Source organism: Natronococcus roseus (assembly GCF_043677095.1).
GTDB classification, from domain to species: domain Archaea; phylum Halobacteriota; class Halobacteria; order Halobacteriales; family Natrialbaceae; genus Natronococcus; species Natronococcus roseus.
This window is the reverse complement of record NZ_JBHLJR010000004.1, coordinates 483,190-505,961: the sequence shown is the minus strand read 5'-3', so window position 1 is coordinate 505,961 and position 22,772 is coordinate 483,190. Positions and strand designations below refer to the sequence as shown.

At 66.1% G+C, this 22,772-nt stretch carries 26 protein-coding genes and 1 pseudogene; 16 read left to right on the top strand and 11 right to left on the bottom strand.

Annotation, left to right across the window (positions count from 1 at the left end; genetic code table 11):
• Positions 1–51 precede the first annotated feature (51 nt).
• Positions 52–693, top strand: a complete 642-nt coding sequence (locus tag ACFEMD_RS13720) for a nitrous oxide reductase accessory protein NosL (RefSeq protein WP_394741562.1) — start codon at positions 52–54, stop codon at positions 691–693.
• Positions 694–773: 80 nt separating this feature from the next.
• Positions 774–1,682: a DMT family transporter gene (locus tag ACFEMD_RS13715; RefSeq protein WP_394741561.1), complete on the top strand. Its 909-nt coding sequence runs from the start codon at positions 774–776 to the stop codon at positions 1,680–1,682.
• Position 1,683: 1 nt separating this feature from the next.
• Here ACFEMD_RS13715 and ACFEMD_RS13710 read toward each other — a convergent pair whose 3' ends face one another.
• From ACFEMD_RS13710 to ACFEMD_RS13700, 3 genes are read right to left on the bottom strand one after another with little or no spacing between them, the layout of a single operon-like run.
• Positions 1,684–1,899: a hypothetical protein gene (locus ACFEMD_RS13710; RefSeq protein ID WP_049891396.1), complete on the bottom strand. Its 216-nt coding sequence runs from the start codon at positions 1,897–1,899 to the stop codon at positions 1,684–1,686.
• Positions 1,900–1,958: 59 nt separating this feature from the next.
• Positions 1,959–2,801: a BKACE family enzyme gene (locus ACFEMD_RS13705; protein WP_394741559.1), complete on the bottom strand. Its 843-nt coding sequence runs from the start codon at positions 2,799–2,801 to the stop codon at positions 1,959–1,961.
• On the bottom strand, positions 2,798–3,028 hold the full coding sequence (locus tag ACFEMD_RS13700) for a hypothetical protein (protein WP_394741558.1): 231 nt from the start codon (positions 3,026–3,028) through the stop codon (positions 2,798–2,800). Before ACFEMD_RS13700 ends, ACFEMD_RS13705 begins: the two co-directional genes overlap by 4 nt.
• Positions 3,029–3,169: 141 nt before the next feature.
• Here ACFEMD_RS13700 and ACFEMD_RS13695 point away from each other — a divergent pair, with 141 nt between their 5' ends.
• The 5 genes from ACFEMD_RS13695 to ACFEMD_RS13675 all read left to right on the top strand — a co-directional run bounded on the left by ACFEMD_RS13695 (position 3,170) and on the right by ACFEMD_RS13675 (position 7,212).
• Positions 3,170–3,733 (top strand): OsmC family protein, encoded by a 564-nt coding sequence (locus ACFEMD_RS13695; protein WP_394741557.1) that lies wholly within the window; start codon positions 3,170–3,172, stop codon positions 3,731–3,733.
• Positions 3,734–3,849: 116 nt separating this feature from the next.
• Positions 3,850–4,851, top strand: coding sequence for a ring-cleaving dioxygenase (locus ACFEMD_RS13690; RefSeq protein WP_394741555.1), 1,002 nt, complete (start codon positions 3,850–3,852; stop codon positions 4,849–4,851).
• Positions 4,852–4,917: 66 nt separating this feature from the next.
• Positions 4,918–6,144, top strand: coding sequence for an iron-containing alcohol dehydrogenase family protein (locus tag ACFEMD_RS13685; protein WP_394741554.1), 1,227 nt, complete (start codon positions 4,918–4,920; stop codon positions 6,142–6,144).
• Between the two features lie 141 nt (positions 6,145–6,285).
• Positions 6,286–6,945, top strand: a complete 660-nt coding sequence (locus ACFEMD_RS13680) for a helix-turn-helix domain-containing protein (protein WP_394741553.1) — start codon at positions 6,286–6,288, stop codon at positions 6,943–6,945.
• A 123-nt stretch (positions 6,946–7,068) separates the two neighbouring features.
• A complete protein-coding gene (locus ACFEMD_RS13675; protein WP_394741552.1) occupies positions 7,069–7,212 on the top strand; it encodes a hypothetical protein in 144 nt (47 codons plus the stop codon).
• Positions 7,213–7,738: 526 nt separating this feature from the next.
• On the opposite strand, the gene ACFEMD_RS13670 is transcribed toward ACFEMD_RS13675, so the two are convergent.
• On the bottom strand, positions 7,739–8,200 hold the full coding sequence (locus ACFEMD_RS13670; protein ID WP_394741550.1) for a hypothetical protein: 462 nt from the start codon (positions 8,198–8,200) through the stop codon (positions 7,739–7,741).
• Positions 8,201–8,321: 121 nt separating this feature from the next.
• On the opposite strand from ACFEMD_RS13670, the gene ACFEMD_RS13665 reads away from it, so the two are divergent.
• Positions 8,322–9,323, top strand: a complete 1,002-nt coding sequence (locus ACFEMD_RS13665; RefSeq protein WP_394741549.1) for a zinc-binding dehydrogenase — start codon at positions 8,322–8,324, stop codon at positions 9,321–9,323.
• Between the two features lie 27 nt (positions 9,324–9,350).
• Here ACFEMD_RS13665 and ACFEMD_RS13660 read toward each other — a convergent pair whose 3' ends face one another.
• The 3 genes and pseudogenes from ACFEMD_RS13660 to ACFEMD_RS13650 form a co-directional block, all read right to left on the bottom strand.
• Positions 9,351–9,617 (bottom strand): lipoyl domain-containing protein, encoded by a 267-nt coding sequence (locus tag ACFEMD_RS13660; RefSeq protein ID WP_394741547.1) that lies wholly within the window; start codon positions 9,615–9,617, stop codon positions 9,351–9,353.
• The gene (locus tag ACFEMD_RS13655) at positions 9,614–10,648 is read right to left on the bottom strand and encodes an alpha-ketoacid dehydrogenase subunit beta (protein WP_394741546.1); all 1,035 of its coding nucleotides are present in this window, start codon (positions 10,646–10,648) and stop codon (positions 9,614–9,616) included. The genes ACFEMD_RS13660 and ACFEMD_RS13655 overlap by 4 nt, the downstream gene beginning before the upstream one ends.
• Positions 10,648–11,662: pseudogene (locus ACFEMD_RS13650) on the bottom strand (thiamine pyrophosphate-dependent dehydrogenase E1 component subunit alpha). Before ACFEMD_RS13650 ends, ACFEMD_RS13655 begins: the two are co-directional and overlap by 1 nt.
• Before the next feature lie 137 nt (positions 11,663–11,799).
• On the opposite strand from ACFEMD_RS13650, the gene ACFEMD_RS13645 reads away from it, so the two are divergent.
• Positions 11,800–12,456, top strand: coding sequence for a helix-turn-helix domain-containing protein (locus ACFEMD_RS13645; RefSeq protein WP_394741544.1), 657 nt, complete (start codon positions 11,800–11,802; stop codon positions 12,454–12,456).
• A gap of 80 nt (positions 12,457–12,536) precedes the next feature.
• A complete protein-coding gene (locus ACFEMD_RS13640) occupies positions 12,537–12,887 on the top strand; it encodes a DUF7344 domain-containing protein (RefSeq protein WP_394741543.1) in 351 nt (116 codons plus the stop codon).
• A gap of 10 nt (positions 12,888–12,897) precedes the next feature.
• On the opposite strand, the gene ACFEMD_RS13635 is transcribed toward ACFEMD_RS13640, so the two are convergent.
• Entirely contained in the window at positions 12,898–13,107 is a 210-nt protein-coding gene (locus tag ACFEMD_RS13635) for a hypothetical protein (RefSeq protein ID WP_005553627.1), read from the bottom strand.
• 115 nt (positions 13,108–13,222) lie between these two features.
• Positions 13,223–13,462, bottom strand: coding sequence for a hypothetical protein (locus tag ACFEMD_RS13630; RefSeq protein ID WP_394741541.1), 240 nt, complete (start codon positions 13,460–13,462; stop codon positions 13,223–13,225).
• Positions 13,463–13,564: 102 nt separating this feature from the next.
• Here ACFEMD_RS13630 and ACFEMD_RS13625 point away from each other — a divergent pair, with 102 nt between their 5' ends.
• From ACFEMD_RS13625 to ACFEMD_RS13600, 6 genes are all read left to right on the top strand, one after another.
• Entirely contained in the window at positions 13,565–14,317 is a 753-nt protein-coding gene (locus tag ACFEMD_RS13625; RefSeq protein WP_394741539.1) for a prephenate dehydrogenase, read from the top strand.
• Positions 14,314–15,780, top strand: a complete 1,467-nt coding sequence (locus ACFEMD_RS13620; protein ID WP_394741537.1) for a small ribosomal subunit Rsm22 family protein — start codon at positions 14,314–14,316, stop codon at positions 15,778–15,780. Before ACFEMD_RS13625 ends, ACFEMD_RS13620 begins: the two co-directional genes overlap by 4 nt.
• Before the next feature lie 48 nt (positions 15,781–15,828).
• The gene (gene surE, locus ACFEMD_RS13615) at positions 15,829–16,635 is read left to right on the top strand and encodes a 5'/3'-nucleotidase SurE (RefSeq protein WP_394741535.1); all 807 of its coding nucleotides are present in this window, start codon (positions 15,829–15,831) and stop codon (positions 16,633–16,635) included.
• A gap of 357 nt (positions 16,636–16,992) precedes the next feature.
• Positions 16,993–17,388 (top strand): helix-turn-helix transcriptional regulator, encoded by a 396-nt coding sequence (locus tag ACFEMD_RS13610; protein ID WP_394741534.1) that lies wholly within the window; start codon positions 16,993–16,995, stop codon positions 17,386–17,388.
• 247 nt (positions 17,389–17,635) lie between these two features.
• Positions 17,636–19,579, top strand: a complete 1,944-nt coding sequence (locus ACFEMD_RS13605; RefSeq protein ID WP_394741533.1) for an aldehyde ferredoxin oxidoreductase family protein — start codon at positions 17,636–17,638, stop codon at positions 19,577–19,579.
• Between the two features lie 30 nt (positions 19,580–19,609).
• Positions 19,610–19,978: a hypothetical protein gene (locus ACFEMD_RS13600; protein ID WP_394741532.1), complete on the top strand. Its 369-nt coding sequence runs from the start codon at positions 19,610–19,612 to the stop codon at positions 19,976–19,978.
• Positions 19,979–20,251: 273 nt separating this feature from the next.
• Here the strand turns inward: ACFEMD_RS13600 and ACFEMD_RS13595 are convergent, their stop codons facing one another.
• A complete protein-coding gene (locus ACFEMD_RS13595) occupies positions 20,252–21,082 on the bottom strand; it encodes a hypothetical protein (RefSeq protein WP_394741531.1) in 831 nt (276 codons plus the stop codon).
• A gap of 611 nt (positions 21,083–21,693) precedes the next feature.
• On the bottom strand, positions 21,694–22,449 hold the full coding sequence (locus ACFEMD_RS13590) for a CHRD domain-containing protein (protein ID WP_394741530.1): 756 nt from the start codon (positions 22,447–22,449) through the stop codon (positions 21,694–21,696).
• Positions 22,450–22,772 lie beyond the last annotated feature (323 nt).

Below are 22,772 nucleotides of genomic sequence, written 5' to 3'. Positions count from 1 at the left end.
ATCGACGGACGAACCACGTCTGTTTTGATCGCGGCGTCGCTACCTTCCCGCATGAGTGCACACGATCGTCGACCGCTCGCCCGACGGCGACTCCTGGGCGCACTGGGCGCGGGCGCCTGTGTCGCCGTTGCGGGCTGTCTCGACGGTGACGGTGCGGACGACGACGCCGACGAAGACGGGAACGGTGACGACGGCGGCGCGAACGGCGACGACGACGGCGAACACCAGAACGCGCCCCACCTCGAGGAGTCCGGCGACGAGCCCCTCGAGTTCGAGCGGGATCAGAACTGCGTCGTCTGCTCGATGACGCCAACGGACTACCCCGACTGGCACAGCCAGCTCGCCCACGAGAGCGAGGAGCGAGCAATCTTCTGTTCCTCGGGCTGTATGACCGCCTATCTCGCGGACGTCCCGGTCGACTCGGAGATCGTCGGCGCCTGGACGGTCGACTACGAGACCGGCGAGCTGATCGACGCGCTCGAGGCCCACTTCGTGATGGTCACCGACGAGGACGGCGTCGACGACGAGGTGATGGGGCTCAATCCCCGCGCGTTCGCCGACGAGGGCGACGCCCTCGACTACCTCGAGGAGTGGGACGCCGAGGACCTCACGGAGGACGATATCGTCGGTTTCGAGGAGATCGACGCCGACGTCGCCTCCCACTACCGGGACGGTCGGTTCCCCGAGGAGTAGGTTTGTTTCGGCGGGCTGGCACCGGTCTGCTTGACCGGCTACCGGAACTCGTTTGTTCCGGTCACGTATTGTGACACGACGTGAACGCCGCCGACCTCGAGGTCACGCCGCTGGCCGCGCTGGGATTCGCCGTCTTCGCCGCCAGCACGAGCGCCATCCTGGTGCGCTGGAGCGCGGCCCCGAGTTCAGTCGCGGCCCTCTACCGCGTGCTGTTCACGACGGCGATCGTCGCGCCGATCGCGCTGGTGTGGTACCGCGACGAGTTCGCCCGACTCTCCGGACGGGACCTCGCGTTCGCGGTCATCGCCGGAATCGCCCTCGCGGTCCACTTCGCGGCCTGGTTCGAGAGCCTCAATCACACGAGCGTCGCCGCCAGCGTCACGCTGGTTCAGACCCAGCCGATCTTCGTCGCCCTCGGCGCGGCGCTGGTGCTGGGCGAGCACGTCAACCGCGAGACGGTCGTCGGCATCGTCGTCGCCCTGATCGGAGCGACCGCGATGTCGCTCGGCGACGCCGGCGAGGCGCCGATCTCGGACGCGACGATGTACGGCAACGCCCTCGCGGTCCTGGGGGCGGTCACCGTCGCGGGCTACGTGCTCGCGGGGCGGTCGATCCGCCAGCGCGTCTCGCTGTTTCCCTACGTGACCGTCGTCTACGCGGCCTGTACGCTCACGCTGTTCGTCCTCGTCGGCGCGCAGGGCCACGCCTACCTCGCCTACCCTCCTCGGGAGTGGCTGCTCTTTCTCGGAATGGCGATCGGGCCGGGGATCTTCGGACACACGATCGTCAACTGGGCGCTGAAACACCTGGAGTCGGTCGTCGTCAGCGTCACCTGGCTGGGCGAACCGGTCGGATCGACCCTGCTGGCACTCGTCCTGCTCGCGGAGGTCCCCGACGCAATCACGGTCGCGGGCGGGCTCGTCGTCCTCGCCGGCATCTACGTGACGACGATCGAGCGCGAGCGCCGGCGCGCCTCGAGCGGCTCGTAGCTCACTCCGAGAGCGTCTCGAGGTAGGCCCTGCCGTCGTCGGTAATCACGTAGACGCCGCCCGAGATCTGCCGGACGTGGCCGTCCGACTGAAGCTCGTAACAGCGTTCGGTGATCGTCACGGGGTGGGTCTCGAACTCGTCGGCTAACGTCACCATCTCGGCCGGCCCCCGCTCGGCAAGCGTGGCTAACAGCGCTTGATCCGAGCATCCTTGCATGTGTGTTAATACCTTACATGCCAATGAGAGATATAAGGATTTCGACGACCGTCGGCCTCTCAGAGGTCGAGGATCGACCGCGCCTCCGCGGGGGTCGCGACGGGACGGCCGAGTTCGTCGGCCACGCGAACGATCCGCTCGACCAGTTGGGCGTTGCTCTCGGCGAGTTCGCCCCGCCGGTAGTAGACGTTGTCCTCGAGGCCGACGCGGACGTGGCCGCCGAAGAGGATTCCCATCGCCGCGAACGGCAGCTGGTGGCGCCCGAAGCCGAGCGTGTTGAACAGCGCGTCGTCGGGCAGGTTGGAGACGGCGGTCAGGAAGTTCCGCGGCGTCGGCGGGGTGAGCGTCCCCGGTCCGAAGATCAGCGTCGCGTAGACGGGATCGGCGAGCTCGCGGCGCTCGAGCAGTCCCAGCACCTCGTTGGCGTGGCCGTCGTTGAACACCTCGAGTTCGGGCTTGATCCCGCGGTCGACCATCTCCTCGTGGAGGGCGTCGACCAACCCGCGCGTGTTCTCGCTGGTGAGGTGGTCGTACCGGTTCAGCGGACCCATGTCGAGCGAGGCCATCTCCGGCGGGGGATCGGTCCGCAGCGGGAGGTGGCGCCGGTCGTCGGGGGCGCCCGTTCCACCGGTCGAGTGCTGGATGACGACGTCGTCGGCGTGTCGCCGAACCGCGTCGTCGATCGCCTGAAAGCGCTCGGTCTCGAAGCTGCGCTCGCCGTTCGGTCGGCGGGCGTGGAGGTGGACGACCGCGGCGCCCGCCTCCTCGGCCGCCGCGGCGGCCCGACCGATCTCCTCGGGCGTCTCCGGGAGGTTCGGGTTCGCCTCCTTCCCGTGGACGCCCCCGGTCAACGCCGCGGTGACGATCAGCGGCTCGCCGGCGAGGTAGTCGTCGTAGCTCATTCGGTCGTCGCCTCCGGATCGCCGACGCCGTCTTCTTCGTCGGTGTCGTCGCGGGCGTGCTCGAGGTAGATCTCGCAGTGGCGCTCGTGTGCGAGTTCGTAACGGTCGTTGCAGATATCGGCGCGCATCGGCTGGACGAACCGGTCGGCGACGGCACAGTACGCTCGCGGCTCGTCGAAGCGCCGGTCGTCGGCTCGGTCGCGGTACTCGAGGTGCGGACAGGTCACCCCCGTCGGTACGTCCCGTTCGATGGTAACTGTTATCACTGGATAGAACTCGGGCGAATCGCGGCGAACCGGACAGAAAGATAGAGAATGACTAGCTAGGTTATCGTCGCGGTCGTCGAAGGGAGAACCGGTGAGTCAACAATGGCGACGAGAGAGGAAACCACAGTCAACGGCGTCGACGTCTCCGCCCTCGAAGGAGCGATGGAGGCGATCGACGACGACGCTGCCGTCGGGGCCTTTACCTTCCGAGCCGAAACCGAGTGGGAGGACGCGCTGAAGGCGACAACGGTCATCGACGAGTTCGATCAGGCGGGAGGGACCGTCCATACACGGGAGTTTACGCTTCAGGGCGACGAGCCGGAGGAGATCCTGGGCGAGCGGACGGGCCCCAACGCAGTCGAGCTACTGCTGGGTGCGCTCGGCTCGTGTCTGACCGTCGGCTACGCGGCCAACGCCGCGGCCATGGGGATCGAACTCGACGACCTCCGGTTCGAGATGAACGGTGACGTGGACCTGCGGGGGTTCCTCGGGCTCGACGAGGACGTCCGTCCCGGCTACGAGTCGATCACCTGTACGACCCACATCGAGGCCGACGCGTCGGAGGAGCGTCTCGAGGAGCTGCGCGAACGCGTCGAGGCGACCTCGCCGCTGATGGATGTCGTCACGAACGAGGTCCCGCTCGTGACGCGGCTCGAAATCGAGTGAGACGCGGTCCGTCCGAGACGGACCGTTTTCGACGACTCTACTCCCGATAACGTTGGCGTCACCCCGTAACACCGGTGTGAGCGAAACGTCTCAAGGCTCGAGCGCCTCCCTCCGGTATGGCACCCGAAACGCCCGGCCTCCACCACGTGACCGCGATCGCGGGCGACCCGCAGCGAAACGCCGACTTCTACGTCGGAACCCTGGGACTGCGCCTCGTCAAGCAGACCGTCAACCACGACGATCCCGGCACCTACCACCTCTACTTCGGCGACGGGGAGGGGACGCCCGGGACGAACATCACGTTCTTCCCGTGGACCGACGAGGGTCGACCCGGACAGTTCGGCGCGGGACAGACGCAGGCGACCGCCTATCGGATTCCGCAGGGGTCGGTCGACTACTGGCGCGACCGCCTCGAGTCGCGGGACGTTGCGGTCGACGTCGAGGATCGATTCGGCGAGACGGTTCTCCAGTTCGAGGACCCGGACGGGATCGGACTCGAGCTGGTGGCCGCGAGCGAGGCGCAACGAGCCTCGGATAGCGCGAGCGGTGACACCGCGAGCGACGAATCGAACGCGACGCCGTGGACCGACGGCCCGGTTCCCGCGGAGCACCAGCTGCGGGGCTTTCACGCCGTGACGCTCGCGGTCGATTCGATCGAGTCGACCGCGGCCGTGCTGACCGACGTCCTGGGGTACGACCTCGAGGACGAAACCGACGGCCGACGGCGCTACCGGAGTGCAGCGGGCGGTCCGGGCTCGATCGTCGATCTCGTCGAGACCGACGTCGGCCGCGGTCGAATGGGCGTCGGGACGGTCCACCACGTCGCGTTCACGGTCGGGGACGTCGAGGAACAGGAGGCGTGGCGCGAGGCGTTCGCCGACCACGGGCTCTCGCCGACCGAAGTGATCGACCGGAAGTACTTCCGCTCGATCTACGTCCGCGAGCCCGGCGGGGTTCTCTTCGAGATGGCGACGACCGGTCCCGGGTTCGCCGTCGACGAGGACCCAGCGGAGCTGGGTTCCGAACTCGTCCTCCCCGACCATCTCGAGGACGAGCGCGAACGGATCGAGGCGCAGTTGCCGCCGTTCGACGACCCGACCGTCGACGCGAGCGGCTGAGCTCGCTCCCTCGGGCCGGCTGACGCCGCTGGTCCTTTTTACTGTGGCCCCATCCTACGGGAAGCCATGACCGCAACCGACGAGACGACGCGCGATCCGGCGTTCCGGTTCGAGTACCACCCGGCGACGATCAGGTTCGGCGCGGGCTGTACCGACGCCCTCGAGAGCGAACTCGAGGAATTGGACCTCGAGCGAGCGCTGGTGGTCTGTGGCTCCACGGTCGGGGACACGCCCGAGGTGATCGACCCCGTTCGCGAGGGGCTCGGCGATCGGCTGGCGGGCGTCTTCGACGAGACGACGCCCGACAAGCGCCTCGGCACGGCGTTCGACGGGCTCGATCGACTCGAGGCCGAAGACGCGGACATCCTCGTCAGCCTCGGCGGCGGGAGCAGCCTCGACGTCGCGAAGGCGGTCAGCGTCCTCGCGGCGAGCGACCGCTCGCGCGATCGGATCGCCGAGGAGTTCGCTCAGACGGGCACGATCGACGTTCCCGACGACGGCTTGGTTCCGATCGTCGCGGTTCCGACGACGCTGGCCGGCGCCGACCTCTCGACGGGCGCCGGGATCACCGCCGCGCCCGACTCGGGACTGGTCGACGAGGAACTCGGGGGCGGCGTCTCCGATTCCGGGCTGATGCCGACCGCGGCGTTCTACGACCCCGAGCTGGTCGCGACGACGCCCGACTCGATTCTCACGGGGTCGGCGATGAACGGCTTCGACAAGGGCCTCGAGACGGTCTACGCCGCCAACGCGTCCCCGGTGACCGACGCGACGGCCAGACACGGCCTCGAGAAGTTCGGGGACGGACTCGAGGCGTTCGGACGGGGCGAGCGCGACGTCGAAACGTTCGAAACCCTGCTCGAGGGCCTGCTCCTCGTTCAGTACGGAATCTCCCGTCCCGACGGGACGACGCTGTCGGTCGTCCACGCCTTCGGCCACGGCCTGCGGGACGCCTACGACCTCCAGCAGGGGGTCGCCCACGCCGTCGTCGTCCCCCACGTCCTGCGCTACCTCTTTGAGCGGGAGGGCGTCGACGCGCGGGCGGGGCTGCTCGCGAGCGCGCTGGGGGTCGGCGATGCCGCCGACCACGGCGCCGCGGTCGTCGACCGGGTCGCCGAACTGCGCGACGAACTCGGGCTGCCGTTCCGCCTGCGGGACCTCGAGCCCGTCGAAGATGACGAGTTCGGCGACGTCGCGGAGGCGATCCTCGCCGACGGCTTCATGGCAAACGCCCCGCCGGGACTCGATCCGACCGCCGAGGAGATCGAGGGCGTGCTCGAGGAGGCGTGGTAGTTCAGCGATAGTCGGTGAGACGGGTTCTCCGTCCGGCTCTAGTTTCGAATCCGAATCGTCCGGATCGTGCGGATCCTCACGCGGTCGGTTCCCTCTGTTCGCAGGGGGGCTATTTGTCGATCGGAGTCGACGATTGGGACGATGGCTACCGAGGCTACGTTCACGGTTCCATCGCACCAGTTTCCCCTGGGAACTGTATTCGAGCAGTTACCGGACGTGACGGTCACGCTGGAGCGGATTATCCCGGCGCAGGACGTGGTGGTACCCTACTTCTGGGTGCGAGGGACCGTCGTCGACGACATCGAGGGAGCGTTTCTCGACCACCCCGGAGTGGAAGACGTTCGTCTCGTCGACTCCGTCGCGGACGAGTACTTGCTGCGCGTCGAGTGGACGTTGGAGTACTCCGGCGTTCTGAGCGCGCTGACGGAGACAGAGGTCCCGCTCATCGAAGCCGTCGGGACCGATCAGCAGTGGACGTTCGACGTACGCGATGACGACCGAAGCGACATTGCGGCCTTTCAGCACCGGTGTCAGGAGTTAGACGTTCCGATCACGTTGACGAAGCTCCACGCACTCACCCCGCTCGAGACGGAGACCGAAGCGGCGCTCACCGACACCCAACAGGAGGCGCTGGTCCTCGCCTACGATCGCGGCTACTTCGAATTACCGCGCGAGGTGACGATGGAAGATATCGGCGACGAGCTCGGCATCTCTCAGCAAGCCGTCGCATCCCGACTCCGACGCGGAATCAAGCATATCCTGGGAACTACGATTCCCGAAACGGAGCGACTCCACCGATAGATCACTTAATGGGTTTTGTATAACACCAAGCTACCTTGACTGCGCTGGTCGTTGCAGTGGGGGAACAGAATGCCCGACGGCAAACGCGAACGGATACTCGCCGAATGTCTCGCCTGCAGGTCAGTGTACGCCGCTCAAAAATGGGCTGACGGAACGATCAAGCCGATCGGAGCGAAAAACGGCTGTCGATGCGGCTCGACGGAGTTTCGAGCGCTCGAGGATCCGGCTCCCGCTGACCTTCACGAGGAGCACCCGATCGGCGAGTGAGGCGGCTCTCTTATAGAACGCTTCTCGTGCCATCGAGGTGATAGATACAGGCGGACGACGTATCATTCGGCTCATCCACTTGGTCTGCGGTGGCGCGCACTGTCGGCCGTCCGAACGCCAGTGAAGGCGGTCGACGATGTTGTGCGAGGGATGAGCGAGGGAGCGACGCGACCGAGCGAATCGGCTGGGGAGGGTGTGGCGATCCCCTGTGTTCGTGCGAGCAGGATCTGCGTCCGTAGAGGTTACCACGAAAGCCCCTGGACCGCTCGAGGGCTGTGGCTCGCTGCGCGCTTCCCTCGCTCCGCTCAGTCCAGTGCTTGCTTCGCCTCACTTCTCGAGCGGTCCAGCCCCTTTCAGTCCCACCCAGTAGCGGTTGGCCGATACTGCAGGCTCATTGCCGGACGGTCCACACGCACTCGCGCACTCACTACGTAACGAACCGACCAGTTCAGATTCACGTCGGATAGTGAATAACGAAACCGCGCTACTATCCACTGTTAAAAAGATGCTCTGACGCTATCTGCTACTATCGCTCGAGGTCGGCCGACGCGGGCGGTTCGACGCCCCGTCGTTGCGGTTCCATTCCCTCGTGGAGCGGCGAGACGAGCCTGAGCAGGGAGACGACGAGTACCGTCGTTCCGGCCGCGAGAACGAACAGGACGGTCGGCTCGGCGAGGTGGACGACCTCGAGGACGGAGAGCCCGAACCCGCCCGTTATCAGCGAGCCGAGCGTCCAGCCGCCGAGCCAGTCGGGGACGGCCTCGAGCAGCCGCTCCCGAAAGAAGGCGGCGTATGCGAACCCGACCCAGACGCCGACCGCGAGCGCGAGCCAGCCGTCGCCGGGCTCGAGTCCGCCCAGATCGGCGGACGCGAACCAGGCGAACAGCGGAAGTCCGACGAGCAGGACGAGGAACTCGCCCGCCCGGCCCGACGGGCTGGTCCAGTCACCGTCCTCGTCCAGAAACGGTTCCAGTAGGACCCGCGTCATTACCCATCGGTTCGACGGCCACGAGGTTGAATGTTTCCCGAGCCGACACGAAACAGATGTTCCGGCACGTCCCTCCGCAAGCGCGGGATACTCCGGCAGGCGGTCCCTCGCTCGAGCCACGATGAGCGAGATGACCGCCCACGTGCTCGAGGAGTACGGCGATCCGAACAACTTCGCGGAGACGACCGTCGAGGTCCCTGATCCCGGCCCGGAGGAGATCCGCGTCGAGGTCGCCGCGACCAGCCTCAACCCGGTCGACTACAAGATCCGGCGGGGCGACCTCGCCGATATCGGCCCCGAGATGCCCGCAATCTTGCACTGCGACGTCTCGGGGGTCGTCGACGCCGTCGGCGAGGACGTCGAGGCCTTCGAGGCGGGCGACGAGGTCTACGGCATGCCCGGCGGCGCGGGCCGACAGGGCGCGCTCGCGGAGTACGTCGTCGGCCACGCGGGAACGTTCGCACACGCCCCCGAAGCGATTTCGCTCGAGGAGAGCGCGGCCCTGCCCGTCGTCGCGCTGACCGCCTGGGAGATGCTCGCGGACAAGACGACCGTCGACATCGACGAGGAGGTGCTGGTCTACGGCGCCAGCGGCGGCGTCGGCCACCTCGGGGTCCAGTTCGCGAAGTGGTTCGGCGCCGAGGTAACCGCGACGGGCTCGAGCGACGAGAAACGAGAGCTGGCGGCGGAGCTGGGCGCCGACGCGACCGTCGACTACACCGAAACCGACGTCGAGCGCTACGTCGAGGAACACGCCAGCGGCGACGGCTTCGACACCGTCTTCGACCCGATCGGCGACGACCACCTCGAGACGGCGTTCGAGGCGGTACGACCGTTCGGGACCGTCGTCACGACCGAGTCGAGCGCGGCCGCGGAGCTCGATCTGTCACCGATGCACATGAACTCGCTCGAGCTCGGCGTCGTGTTGGTGATCCTCCCGGTGATACTCGGCGAGCGCCAGGAACGGATCGGCGAGGAGCTCGCCGATATCGCGGCGCTGGTCGACGACGGCGCGGTCGAACCGCACATCGACGAGCGGTTCGGGTTCGACGCGGTCGCCGACGCCCACCGCCTCGGCGAGGACGGCGACTTCGTCGGGAAGCTGCTGTTGGTCAACGAGTAAAGCGGTCGTTCCCATTGAACCCCACTGTCAGTCGGGAGCGACGTAGGCGAGGACGTCCTCGCGCGTGAGTTCGGCGTCCTCGTCGCGTTCGATCGCGACCAGCTCCCCCGCGACGGGGGCGGGGACGTCGACGCTGACCTTCTCGATCTGGATCTCGCAGATCGTCTCGCCGTCGTCGACGCGTCGACCCTCCCGGGCGAACCAGTTGACGACGACGGCCGTCTCGTCGTCCTCGACGTCCTCGGGCCAGACGCCGCTCGCGGCGACGGCGACGCGGTCGTCGGTTCCGCTCATGCGTCGTGTGCGGAGCGAACCGCGCGCTCGATGTCCTCGCCGTCCGGAATGACCTCGTTCTCCATCGGCCGGGCGTAGGGCAGCGGCACGTCCGGAACGGCGACCCGTTCGACCGCCTCGAGGTCGGCGAGCCCCTCCTCGGCGACGCTGGCGATGATCTCGCCGGTGACCCCGTAGGATTGGTAGTCCTCGTCGACGACGATCAGCCGCCCCGTCTTCGCGACCGACTCGCGGATCGTCTCCGTGTCGAGCGGTACCAGGGTCCGGAGGTCGATCACCTCGGCGTCGATCCCGTCCTCGGCGAGGGCGTCGGCGGCCTCAAGCGCCCGGTGAACGTGCAGGCCGAGCGTGACGACGGTGGCGTCCTCGCCCTCGCGCTTGACGTCGGCGCTGCCAAAGGGAATAGTATAATCCTCCTCGGGGACCGGGGTCTTCGGGCCGTCGGGGGCGGGCATCCAGCCGATCCCCATCAGGCGCTTGTGGAAGAGGTAGACGACGGGGTCGTCGTCGCGAACGGCGTTGTGCATCAGCCCCTTGGCGTCGTAGGCCGTCGACGGGACGACGACCTTCATCCCCGGCAGGTGGGCGAAGGTGCCGTACAGCGTCTGGGAGTGCTGGGCGGCGTCGTTGTAGGTGCCCCCGACCGCGGCCGTCAGTACCATCGGGACGTTCACCGCCCCGCCGCTCATGTAGGTGTTTTTCGCCAGCTGGTTGTAGATCTGGTCCATCGCGACGCCGAAGAAGTCGACGAACATCAGCTCCGCGATGGGGCGCATCCCCTCCTGTGCGGCGCCGACGGCCGCCCCGAGGTAGGCAGTCTCGCTGATCGGCACGTCCATGACCCGGTCGTGGCCGAACTCCTCGAGCAGCCCCTCCGTGCTGTCGAAGATGCCGCCGTAGTCGGCGACGTCCTCGCCCATGTAGAACACCTCCTCGTCCTCGCGCATCTCGTGGGCGATCGCCTCGACCATCGCGCGGCTCATCGTCAGTTCGCGTTCGATCACCTGCTGTCGTTCTTGTTGCTCGGACATCAGTCGTCACCTCCGGCGAGTTCGTGGCTCGGTTCCTCTGTCGTCACGCCCGACGGCGGGTTGACGAAGACGTCCTCGTAGGCCGCGTCCGGATCGGGCTCGGGCTGCTCTTTCGCCCACTCGATCGCCTCGTCGACGCGCTCGCGGGCCTCCTCGCGGATCGCCTCGAGCTCGTCGTCCTCGAGACCCTCGCTTCGCAGGTCGTCGGCGAGGCGCTCGATCGAGTCCCGCTGCTCGGCGGCCGCTACGTCCTCGTCGGGCCGGTAGCTCTCGGGGTCGCCCATGAAGTGACCCATCCGTCGGTGGACCTGCACCTCGAGCAGCGTCGGTCCGTTGCCGGCCCGCGCCCGACCGACGGCCTCCTTCGCGGCGTCGTAGACGGCCGTCGCGTCGTCGTAGTCGACGCGGACGCCCGGCATGTCGAACCCCCCCCGCGCGCCGGGAGCCGTCGGCGACGTCGGTGACTCGTTCTTTGGGCATACTGATCGCCCAGTCGTTGTCCTCGACGACGAAGACGACGGGTAGCTGCTGTACCGCAGCCAGGTTCAGCGACTCGAGGAAGGCGCCCTGATTGATCGCCCCCTCGCCGAGGAAGGCGACGGCCACGCTATCCTCGTTGCGCTTCTTGGCCGCGAGCCCCGCGCCGACCGCAGGGGGACAGCCCTGGGCGATGATCCCGCTGCAGGCGAAACCCGCGTCGGGGTCGAACAGGTGCATGTGACCTCCTTTCCCGCTGCTCAGCCCGGTCTCGCGGCCGAAGATCTCGGCGGTCATTCGCTTCAGGTCGACGCCCTTCGCGATCGCGACGTGGTGGGGACGGTGGGGTGCCGTCACGGTGTCGTCGTCGCGCAGGTGCCGACAGACGCCCGCCGCAGCGGCCTCCTGGCCCGCGGCGAGGTGCAACTCGCCGGGGATCGGCCCGGCCGAGATGTCGAACGCCGGCTGTTTGCCCTCGAGGTACTCCTCCTGGAGGCGCTCCTCGTAGTACCGCGCCGTCACCATGTCCTCGAACATGGATTGTAATTCGCTATCAGCTACCATGAGATGTGCCAGCAGTATCGATACGAATCCACATATAGGTGTTCGCCGAGCCACAGGAGCCGCAGGAGACGGCAGACAGCGTATAGCTCGGCCGCTCGTAGGACTCTCACATGAGCGTCATCGTGGAGTTCAGCATCGCAACCGAGGAGTTCGTCTTCGGCTCGGCCCTCGAGACGGTCGAGCGCATGGAGATCGAACTCGAGGCGATCGTGCCGGTCGGGGGGCAGGTCATCCCGTACTTCTGGGCGACCGGGGAGGGGTTCGAGGCGTTCGAACGCCACGTCGGCTCGGAGCCGGATATCGAGAGCATCAGCCAGATCGATCGGATCGACGGCACCGCGCTGTACCGGGCGGTGTGGTCGAGCGACGCCGACGGGCTCCTGGGCGGGCTCGCCGAGGCGGAGGCCGTCGTCCTCGAGGCGATGACTGCAGAGGAGGGCTGGTACTTCCGGGTCCGGTTCCCGAGCAACGAGCTGGTCGAGCGGTTCTCCGAGTACTGTTCCGAGCGATCGATCTCGATCCGCGTCGGCCGGGTTCATCCGCTCGCGGAGGCCTCACGGGCGGGGCGGCTCTTCGAGCTCACGCCCGGTCAGCGGGAGGCGATCGTCCTCGCCGTCCAGCGGGGCTACTTCGAGGTGCCCCGAGAGACGGACCTCACGGCGATCGCCGACGAACTGGGGATCTCCCAGCAGGCCGCCTCCGAGCGCGTCCGCCGCGGCGCCAACGCGGTGCTTCAGGCCGCTCTCCCCATTTCTCGGTCGGAGTGAGCGGTCCGAACGGATTCCGTAATAAACTGGTTGTCGTAACCGCCCAACGTTCGAAGATAGACGAGGGTCTACACGGGGGTATGATATCCCCCAGCCACGACGCGTCCGACGCGGTCGACGGGATTCACGACGTCTGCGCTCACCCGACTCGGCGGCGGCTCCTTCGCGTGCTCCGGACGCGGTCCGAGACGACGCTCGAGGCCGTCGCCGCGGAACTCGTCGGAACCGAGGACGACGACCGACGGGCGAAGCGAACCAGACTCGAGGTCGCGCTCTATCACTGGCACCTGCCGAAGATGGCGGACCTGGACGTGATCGAGTACGACCGGGAAAGCGGACGGATCCGCACGAACGAGGGGACTCGCGCCGCCTGGCGGCTGCTCCGGGTTCGAGAGGAGAGGGTTCGATCGGCCCGGAACGACGGTCGGTGACCGTACGGGCCTACCTGAGGCCGATGAGTACCAGCACGATCCCCAGCACCGCCCCGACCGCGACGAGCCCGAGGCCCGTGGCGCCGATCATCTCCGCCGACGTCCAGCCGGTTATCTGGTCCTCGTAGGTCATTGCTCCGGCCGAGACGACCAGCGACAGTCCCGCGCCGAAGATCGTCGTCGCCAGGTCCACGCCGAACGGGCTTCCAATATCAGGCATCACCGTCACTGATCGTTCGAGGTGGATACCGATAGTGCCGTCTGTCGCAGACGGTATTTACATCCTCCTTGAACGATCCATCGAGGCGGACGAACGCAGTCGCAGACGGCCAGTGTTAACTCTCGTTTTCGTCGTCGCGTTCGTCGGGGCTGCCGCCGGTCTCGTTCTCCTCGTCGACCGGACCGCCGCCGCCGCCGTTGGAGTCGTTCGCCTCGTCGGGGTGGTCGACCTGGTCGTCGTCCTCGCCGTCGTCGTCGCTACAGCCGGCCAGCGCGGCCAGCGAGCCGACCGCGGCCAGGCCGGTGAGTTTCATCGCGTCTCTGCGCTCGAGGGGCAACTGTGAGTCCTCGGTCATCGGGTACGTCGAGGTTCTCGACTCGCATGGATAGCCCTCGTGCTTGCGGGATCGGACGACCGATCGAACGCCTTTTGCGACGCCGTCGGGTACGTCACCCCAATGGACGTACTGATCGTCGGCGCGGGGGCCATGGGGACGTGGTTCGGCGACGCCGTCGACAGCGAGGTCGCCTTCGCCGACGTCGACCCGGCGGCTGCGGTCGCGGCTGCGGACGCCGTCGGGGGCGAGGCCGCTTCCCTCGAGGGTGAGGGAACCTACGACGTCGTCTGTATCGCGGTCCCCCTCTCCCACGCCGACGAGGCGATCGCCGCTCACGCCTCGAGGGCGGGAGAAGCCATGGTCGACGTCTCTGGGGCGATGACCGACCCGCTCGCGGCGATGGCTCGACACGCCCCCGACCTCGAGCGTGCGAGCCTCCATCCGCTGTTTGCCCCCGAGCGGGCGCCGGGCTCGATCGCGGTCGTCCGCGAGAACGCGGGACCGACGACCGCAGCGGTGCTCGAGGCCCTCGAGGACCGGGGCAACGACCTCGTCGAGACGACCCCCGAAGAACACGACGAGGCGATGAAGACGGTTCAGTCGGCGACTCACGCCGCCGTCCTCGCGTTCGCGCTGGCGGCCAGAGAGGTGCCCGACGGGTTCGAGACGCCGATCTACGAGGAACTGCGAGCGCTCGCGGCGCGGGTGACCGAGGGAACGCCTCGAGTCTACGCGGATATCCAGGAGACCTTCGACGGCGCCGAGTCCGTCGCCGACGCCGCCGGAGCGCTCGCCGACGCCGACCACGACGAGTTCGAGGCCCTGTACGCGGAGGCGGCGCGGAAGCTACACGAGGAGGGAGATCACGAATGACCGACCAACGAGAGGCGATCCGTTCGAACGCGAAGTACCTGCGAAACGTCCGGCCGATCGACCCCGAGGAGATCTGCGACTACGTCGAGGGAAGTCCACACCCGGCGGTCGTCCGCCAGCACCTCCGGGAGGACGCCGTCTCACTGGGCCTGCTCGAGCGCGAGGACGGGACCTTCGTCCCGGTCGGAGACGAGCCCGTGAGCCCGCGTCGCGGCCCCGTCGAGCGCTTCCCCGACCGCTACGGGGGGCGCCTCGAGAACTTGCTCGTCGATCGCTACGGCGTCGACTGGCACCGCGACGGAACGGGCCAGCTTCTGCGGTCGACGATCCGACGGTTCAAATCCCGCTACCTCGAGGGTCGACCCGTCGAGTACGACGACGACGTCGCCGCAGGTTACGCGATCTACCACCTGCCCGGCTACTACGCGGCGGTACAGTACGCACTCGACGATCTGGCCGAGCGGGGGCTGCTGGGCCGGGAGCTTCGGGTCCTCGATATCGGGGCCGGCGTCGGCGGCCCCGCGCTCGGGCTCTCTGAGTACCTTCCCGACGACGCCGTCGTCGACTACCACGCGATCGAACCCAGCGCGGCCGCCGACGTCCTCGAACCGCTGCTCGAGGAGACGGGCCGGAACGTCCACCCGACGATTCACCGCGACCCCGTCGAGGACGTCGACCTCGCCTCGCTCGGCGACGGCGAGGAGTTCGACCTCGTGCTCGCCTGCAACGTCCTGAGCGAACTCGCGGACGCCGAGGCGGTCGCCCGTTCGGCGCTCGAGTCGCTCGCACCTGACGGCACCCTTCTCGGGATGGCGCCCGCGGACAAGAACACGAGCATCGAGCTTCGGGAGATCGAACGCGACCTCGAGGGGACGACGGTCGAGCCCTCGAGCGCTGACGACGGCTCGGCCCGTGAGGTCACCGTCTACGGGCCGACGGTTCGGCTCTGGCCCGGCGCGACGCCGACCGATCGGGGCTGGTCGTTCGACGTCCGGCCCGATCTGGCGGTGCCGTCGTTCCAGCGCCGGCTCGACGAGGCGACGCCCGAGGACGACGCCGACCACGCCCCCGGCGAGTTCGTCAACGTCGACGTCCAGTTCTCCTACTCGCTGCTCCGTCTGGACGGGACACGTCGGATCGAGATCGACCTCGCGACCAGCGACTGGGCGAAGATGGCCGAGTCCGAGCGCCACGTCACCAACCGCGTCGACCTCGCCGCGGCGAAACTCAGTCGCTCGCTTTCGGCCGAGGACGCGAACCCGCTGTTCAAGATCAGCGACGGCAGCGAGGCCGTCGACCACTACGCCGTCCTCACGCGGGAGAGTTCGCTCAACCGGCCGCTGCTCGAGGCGGACTACGGCGAGGTGCTCACCTTCGAGGGGATTCTGGTCCTCTGGAACGACGACGAGGAGGCCTACAACCTGGTCGTCGACGAGGAGACGATCGTCGACCGGATCGGGTAGCTCGCCCCTTCCGGAGCCCTTTTCGCACCCCCGTCCGAGAATCCCGATATGAGCGACACCCTCGAGATCCTGTTGACGAACGACGACGGGATCGACAGCACGGGAATCCGGGCGCTTCACGACGCCCTCGCGGAGCACGCGAACGTCACCGTCGTCGCGCCAGCGAACGACCAGAGCGCCTGCGGCCGATCGATCTCCCACGCGGTCGACGTCCGGGAGCACGAACTCGGCTACGCCGTCGAGGGGACGCCGGCCGACTGCGTCGTCGCCGGACTGGCGGAACTCGGTCCCGAACCGGATCTCGTCGTCGCGGGCTGTAACAAGGGCGCGAACCTCGGCGAGTACGTGCTCGGCCGGTCGGGGACGATCAGCGCGGCCGTCGAGGCCGCCTTCTTCGACGTGCCGGCGATCGCGACCTCGCTGTACGTCCCGCTGGGTGACATCACGTTCGACGAACTCGAGGTCGAGCCAGCCGACTTCGAGGAGGCCACCCGCGTCACCTCCTACCTCGCCGAACACGTCCTCGAGGCGGGAATCTTCGATCACGCGGCGTACCTGAACGTTAACGTCCCCCTGCCGGACACGGATCCCGCACCGATCGAGATCACCCAGCCGTCGAAGCGCTACGAGATGGACGCCGAGCGAAACGGCGACGCCGTCCACCTCACCGACCGGATCTGGGAGTCGATGGATCCCGAAACGATTCCGGATCCCGAGGGGACGGACCGACGGGCCGTCGCCGAGGGCCGGATCAGCATCTCGCCGCTGACAGCACCGCACTCGACGAACCACCACGAGGCGCTCGAGGCGCTGGCCGAGACCTATCTCGAGACCGTCACCGCGGCCAGCAGGTGACTCGACTCGGGGTCAAGCCCCGGGGCTTTCTTCGATACCGCTCGTAAATTCGGCGCGATCCGGAACCGTTTCTGTCTCCGCCGTCCTCCCGTTCGTACGGTACGCTGGAGAACCGATCGGGACTCGCACGGGGCTGAACACCTCCCGCGGTACGGTCGTGGTGACGGGTACGATGGGCTCCGCCGTCCTCGCGAACCGGTTCGGTCGACTTGCGCCTCGCAAGGCCGTCGCTATTCGGCCGGGATCGCATGAGCACAAACCGAACTCGACAGCAGACCAAGTATATAACGGACCGAACACAAGTGCAAGGTAGACCGACGTTCAAGCAGCGATACTTACAGCGGAGGAGATCAACAGATGGTATTTAACACACTCTGGACACGGCTTTCGTCGCTCTGGTCAAAGGAGTCAGCCGACACTGACGACGCCGACACCGGGGCCGAAACGGAGACGGAGCCCACCGAGGAGCAGCGAAACGAAACACTGAGCTACGCCGAACAGATCGAGTACGGCACGGACGATCGGCAGCTCCCCGACGACGACAAGGTGTTGCGCCTGCTCGTCAAACGCGGGGGGCGCGTCGACGAATCGACGGTTCTCGAGGAGACCAACTGGTCGGAGGAACACCTGCGCGAGGTCGTCGAACAGATGGAAGACGACGATCAGGTCAGCGCGATCACGGTGGGACAGAAGCGCGTGATCTGTCGGCGCGGGTTCGAGCCGAAGGGATACCGTTCTCACCTCAACGAGTAGTCGAAGTTCGGATCGCGTTCGAGACGCTTTTTGCCAGAGACATCTCCTCGCGCCTTCCCCTGGAGTGCGTCACCCGGTGCTCGAATCGTTCGAACACGGTCTTCGGACGAGATTCCACCACCGGTGGCCAGGATCGGTCGCGACCGGAGCGATTCCGCCAACGGCTGGCTGGTATAACCGGTACCGGTTACCTCTACACGGCAACACCTAACACGGGTCGGAACGAATGCACTAGTCGTACATTACAATGACCGAGATCGGCGGATTCCAAGACAACGTCGCACGCATCGACCTCAGCGAGGGCGAGGTAAACTACGAGGGGATCGACGAGGAGGACGCGCGGAAGTATATCGGTGCGCGCGGACTGGGGGTAAAGTACGTTTTCGAACAGGGAGCGGACGTCGACCCGCTCGGGCCGGACAACCTGCTGGCGTTCATGAACGGCCCGCTGTCGGGGACACAGGTGACGATGAGCGGTCGAATCGCCATCTGCACGAAGTCGCCGCTGACGGGGACGGTCACCGACAGCCACCACGGCGGCTGGTCGGGCGCCCGACTGAAGTGGGCCGGCTTCGACGGCCTGCTGTTCGAGGGTGAGGCCGACGAGCCGGTCTACGCCTTCGTCGAGGACGGCGAGGTCGAACTTCGCGACGCCTCCCACCTCTGGGGCAAAGGCGTCCACGAAACCCGCGACACGATCGAGGAGGAGGTCGACGGCCAGTACGGCAAGAACCTCTCGATCATGGCGATCGGCGACGGCGGCGAGAACCAGGTTCGGTACGCCTGCATCATGAACGAGGACGACCGGGCCTCCGGCCGGGGCGGCACCGGCTGCGTCGCCGGTTCGAAGAACCTCAAGGCCGTCGTCATCAAGTCCAACACGAAGATGCCCCAGCCTGCCGACCCCGAGACGTTCAAGGAGGGCCACCAGCAGGCGATGCAGGCGATCACCGAGTCGGACGTCACCGCGCCCAACGAGGGCGGGCTCTCGATGTACGGGACCAACGTCCTGATGAACATCACCGAGGAGATGGACGGCCACCCGACCAAGAACGGTCGGTACACCTCGGCGATCTCCTACAACGACGCCGAGCAGGGCGGCGAGAACGTCCTCGACGCCGAGCGCATCAGCGGCGAGAACGTCCGCGAGAACATCCTCGTCGACGAGCCGACCTGTCACTCCTGTCCCGTCGCCTGCAAGAAGGAAGTCGAGGTCGACGTGATGCACAAGGGCGAGGAGATGAACGTCCGGATGGAGTCGTTCGAGTACGAGTCCGCCTGGGCGCTCGGCACGAACTCGCTGAACGACGACCGCGACAAGATCGCGGTGATGATCGACCGCTGTAACGACATGGGGATCGACACGATCGAGGCGGGCAACATCATGGCGATGGCGATGGACGCCACCGAAGAGGGCAAGCTCGACGACGTCGACGAGGGAATGGAGTGGGGCGACGCCGACGAGATGATCGAGATGATCGAGCGCATCGCCAACCGCGACGGCGAGCTTCCGGACCTGCTCGCGGAGGGCCAGGAACGGTTCGCCGACGCGGTCGACGCCCACGACTGCCGCCTCGACGTCAAGGGCCAGGCCATCGCGGCCTACGACCCCCGCTGCATGAAGGGAATGGGGATCGGCTACGCCACCTCGAACCGCGGCGCCTGCCACCTGCGTGGCTACACCCCTGCCGCCGAGATTCTGGGCATCCCCGAGAAGGTCGACCCCTACGAGTACGAGGGCAAGGGCGAACTCACCGCCGAGTTCCAGGACCTCCACGCCATCTCCGACTCGTTCGACATCTGCAAGTTCAACGCCTTCGCCGAGGGGATCGAGGAGTACGTCTCCCAGTACAACGGGATGACCGGCTTCGACGTCACCGAGGACGAGCTGATGGAGACCGGCGAGCGCATCTACAACCTCGAGCGGTACTACAACAACCTGGTCGGCTTCGACGGCGACGACGACTCTCTGCCCGAGGTCTTCCTCGAGGAGGGCGGCACGCCCGGCCAGGGCGCAAGCGAGGGCGAGTACTGCGAGCTCGAGGAGATGAAAGAGGAGTACTACGAGCACCGTGGCTGGGTCGACGGCGTCGTCCCCGACGAGAAACTCGAGGCGCTCGAGATCGATATCGGTCCCGGCACCGGCGTCAGCGCCGGCGACAGTGCCGGTGCGGCACCGAGCGACGACTGAGACCGGCTCGCGTGGGGTGAATTATTTTTGGTGGCGATCGTCCCGATGACCGAACCCGAACCCGAACCTGATCCCGGACCACCGCGCCTTGCAGACCTCGATCAGTTAGCGTCCCGACTGCTCGAGCATGCCGCCGCCGAGCTCGAGCCTACCCGAACGACCCTCGAGCTGACCGGGTACGCCGACGGCGACTACGAGCTCCGGGCGTTCGAGACCGTCTCGATCCGCTCGGCTCCCGACGGCGAGGGGGACGTCTGGGAACGGGTCGAAATCAGGTACAACCGTCGACTCGAGTGGATTCAGCGCCGCCACTACTACGAAACCGATCGGAGATGTCTCGATGAAACGATTACCGACCTCGAGGCGTATCCGGATCCGACGACCGCTGTCGACGAGTGACGCTCTTCGGATTCGATCGACAACCGGGGGCGACCCGGCTCGAGGCGAGCGATCGGTCTCCGACAGCGGACGACGGTTTCGCCAGTCAGGATCCTCGATTTTCCGAACCGATCGAGCACGTTTACGAACTCAGGATCGGACGGACCGTTTCGCAACCCGATCTGCTGGCGTCGATAGCGAAGCGGTGAGCGAACGTCGATCCGTTGCTCGAGACGTTTCTCGCGGAACGAATCTCCCAAAGAATAGCGGCGGTATCGAGATTGCTACCAGCGGTTAGCAGTAGTAGCTTTTCTTCATGTCGTCGTGTTTGTCGTCAACCTCGTCGTTGTGCTTGTCGTCGACCTTCTCGTCGTGCTTGTCGGCGTAGTCGTCGTGTTTGTCGTCAGCCTTGTCGTCGTGCTTGTCGTTAGCCTTGTCGTTGACCTTCTGGTCAGCCTTGTCGTCGTGCTTGTCGTTAGCCTTGTCGTTGACCTTCTGGTCAGCCTTGTCGTCGTGCTTGTCGTTAGCCTTGTCGTTGACCTTCTGGTCAGCCTTGTCGTCGTGCTTGTCGTTAGCCTTGTCGTTGACCTTCTGGTCAGCCTTGTCGTCGTGCTTGTCGTTAGCCTTGTCGTTGACCTTCTGGTCGGCCTTGTCGTCGACCTTCTGGTCGGCCTTGTCGTCAGCCTTGTCGTCGACCTTCTCGTCGGCCTTGTCGTTGGCCTTGTCGTCGACCTCTTCGTCAGCCTTGTCGTCGACCTTCTCGTCGGCCTTGTCGTCAACCTTCTCGTCGGCCTTGTCGTCGACCTTCTCGTCGACGTCGTCAGCCTTGTCGTTGACCTTCTCGTCAGCCTTGTCGTTGACCTTCTGGTCGGCCTTGTCGTCGACCTTCTCGTCGACGTCGTCAGCCTTGTCGTTGACATTCTGGTCGGCCTTGTCGTCGACCTTCTCATCGACGTCGTCAGCCTTGTCGTCGACCTTCTCGTCAGCCTCCTCGTCAGCCTTGTCGTCGGCTTTCTCTACGTCTTCTTTGTCGACACCGTCGTCGACTTTCTCCTCCTCGTAGTCGTCATCGGTCGCAATCACGCCAGCACCGCTGACGATGGCCACTGCCATCATCAGCGCCATCACGAGCGCAATCGCACGTTTTGATATATTTACCATTGGTAGCTCTGCACACCCGAAGCGGCTATCGCCGCCATGCATCGGGTGCACGGGAACAGCTAACCAGAGACCGGATAGTAAGTATCTGCAAGCTACTCAGCTCCGCTCGAGAGAGAATCTCCGCCGAAAACCCTAGATACTGCTTACGTGCCAGCCGGGATCCGTTTGTCGCACCGAACTGTTCGAACCGCGATACTGTACACGTTCGGGACAGTTCCCGTGTGACGCCGAAATCGTAGCGAGCACAGGTAACGCGACCGTCAGACGGAGAATGAGTCATTTCGAAGCCTGACCTGTAGCCACCGACGACCTTCTTTCCCAGCTCTGCTGACGTGTAGTACTGTCATAGAGCGGAATCTATCGGCGAGGTTCCCGTTCGATCGGCGGTAGGGTGGGCGTACACGACGGACCCACCGATCGAGTCGGCTCGAGATAGGCCGAGCGCAGAAGGGGATCCACCCGTATCACGAATGGATCGACCGGCGGATATCGGACTCGGTTCTCGACGATCGGTTCCCCCGAAAACGCGACTCATTCGACTCGAGAGCGGTATCCGTTCTCAGACGCGAACGAGTTCAGTCCGCGTCATCGTCGTCCGCCGGATCCTCGGGATCGGCAGGTGCACGGTAGACCGGTTCGTCGTCGTCCTCCGCTTCGGCGTCGGATTCTTCAGCGTCTTCCGTTTCGGTGTCCGTGTCGTCGGTGTCGGACTCCTCACCGTCTTCCTCCTCGGGCTCGGATTCCGTCGCATCCGATTCCGCTCTCTCGTCGGTGTCCGGCTCTGCGGACGACTCGTCCTCGAGGACGATCTGCCCGCGGATCTCACCCTCCGGATGGGCCTCGGTAGCCACGCCGACGTAGATCTCTCGCTCGGCCAGCTTGGCTGCGACCCGCTCGAGATCGTGTCGCTCGAACGCTTCGAGTAACTCGTCGACGGTGAGAGTTCCCTCTGCGAGGATCCCGTCGAACCGTCCCTCGACGGAGTCACTGTCTGCACCGGGGTAGAGCTGAACGAACGGCTCTCCGGACTCGCCGTCCGCCCCGTACCCGATATGTGCGTCCGTCGGATCACAGAGGTCGTCGACGTCGAGCACGTAGTGGACGGCTCGCTCCTCGAAGTCGACCTCGAACGTGGCGGTGCCGCTCGCCTCCGTCTCGACCTCCCGCGGAACGGACTCCGGCGTGAGCTCCGCAGCGAACGTCGTCGGAAGATCCTCGAGTTCGGTCCCGTCGTCGGTATCCGCACCCGCAGTCCCCGCTGCGAGTCCGCTACCGATGGTGACACCTGTCGCCCGTAGCACCCATCGTCTGGATCGGAGATCATCAGTCATGTATAGCTGAACTACAGTAGCAGAGATATTTCTGCGAAACGAGATAAATCCATTTTACGTAAAGGTCTGAGTTTCAGCCTTTCTAATATTAACTGGCCGGAACGTACTCACCTATCGGCACTGCAGCCCCGAGGCGGTTGATTTCCTGCTTACGGGTCTGACACGATCTTCGGCACTATAGCGAGGTTGGGAGCGCTCGGACGACTGAGTACGAGCCCGGAGCCAGTCTCGAGTCCGAGCGAGGGGAACACGTCCTCAAACCGATCGTTCATCGAGCCTCGAGAAACAGCCAGAACTATACGTTTTATAGCTGAGATGTATCC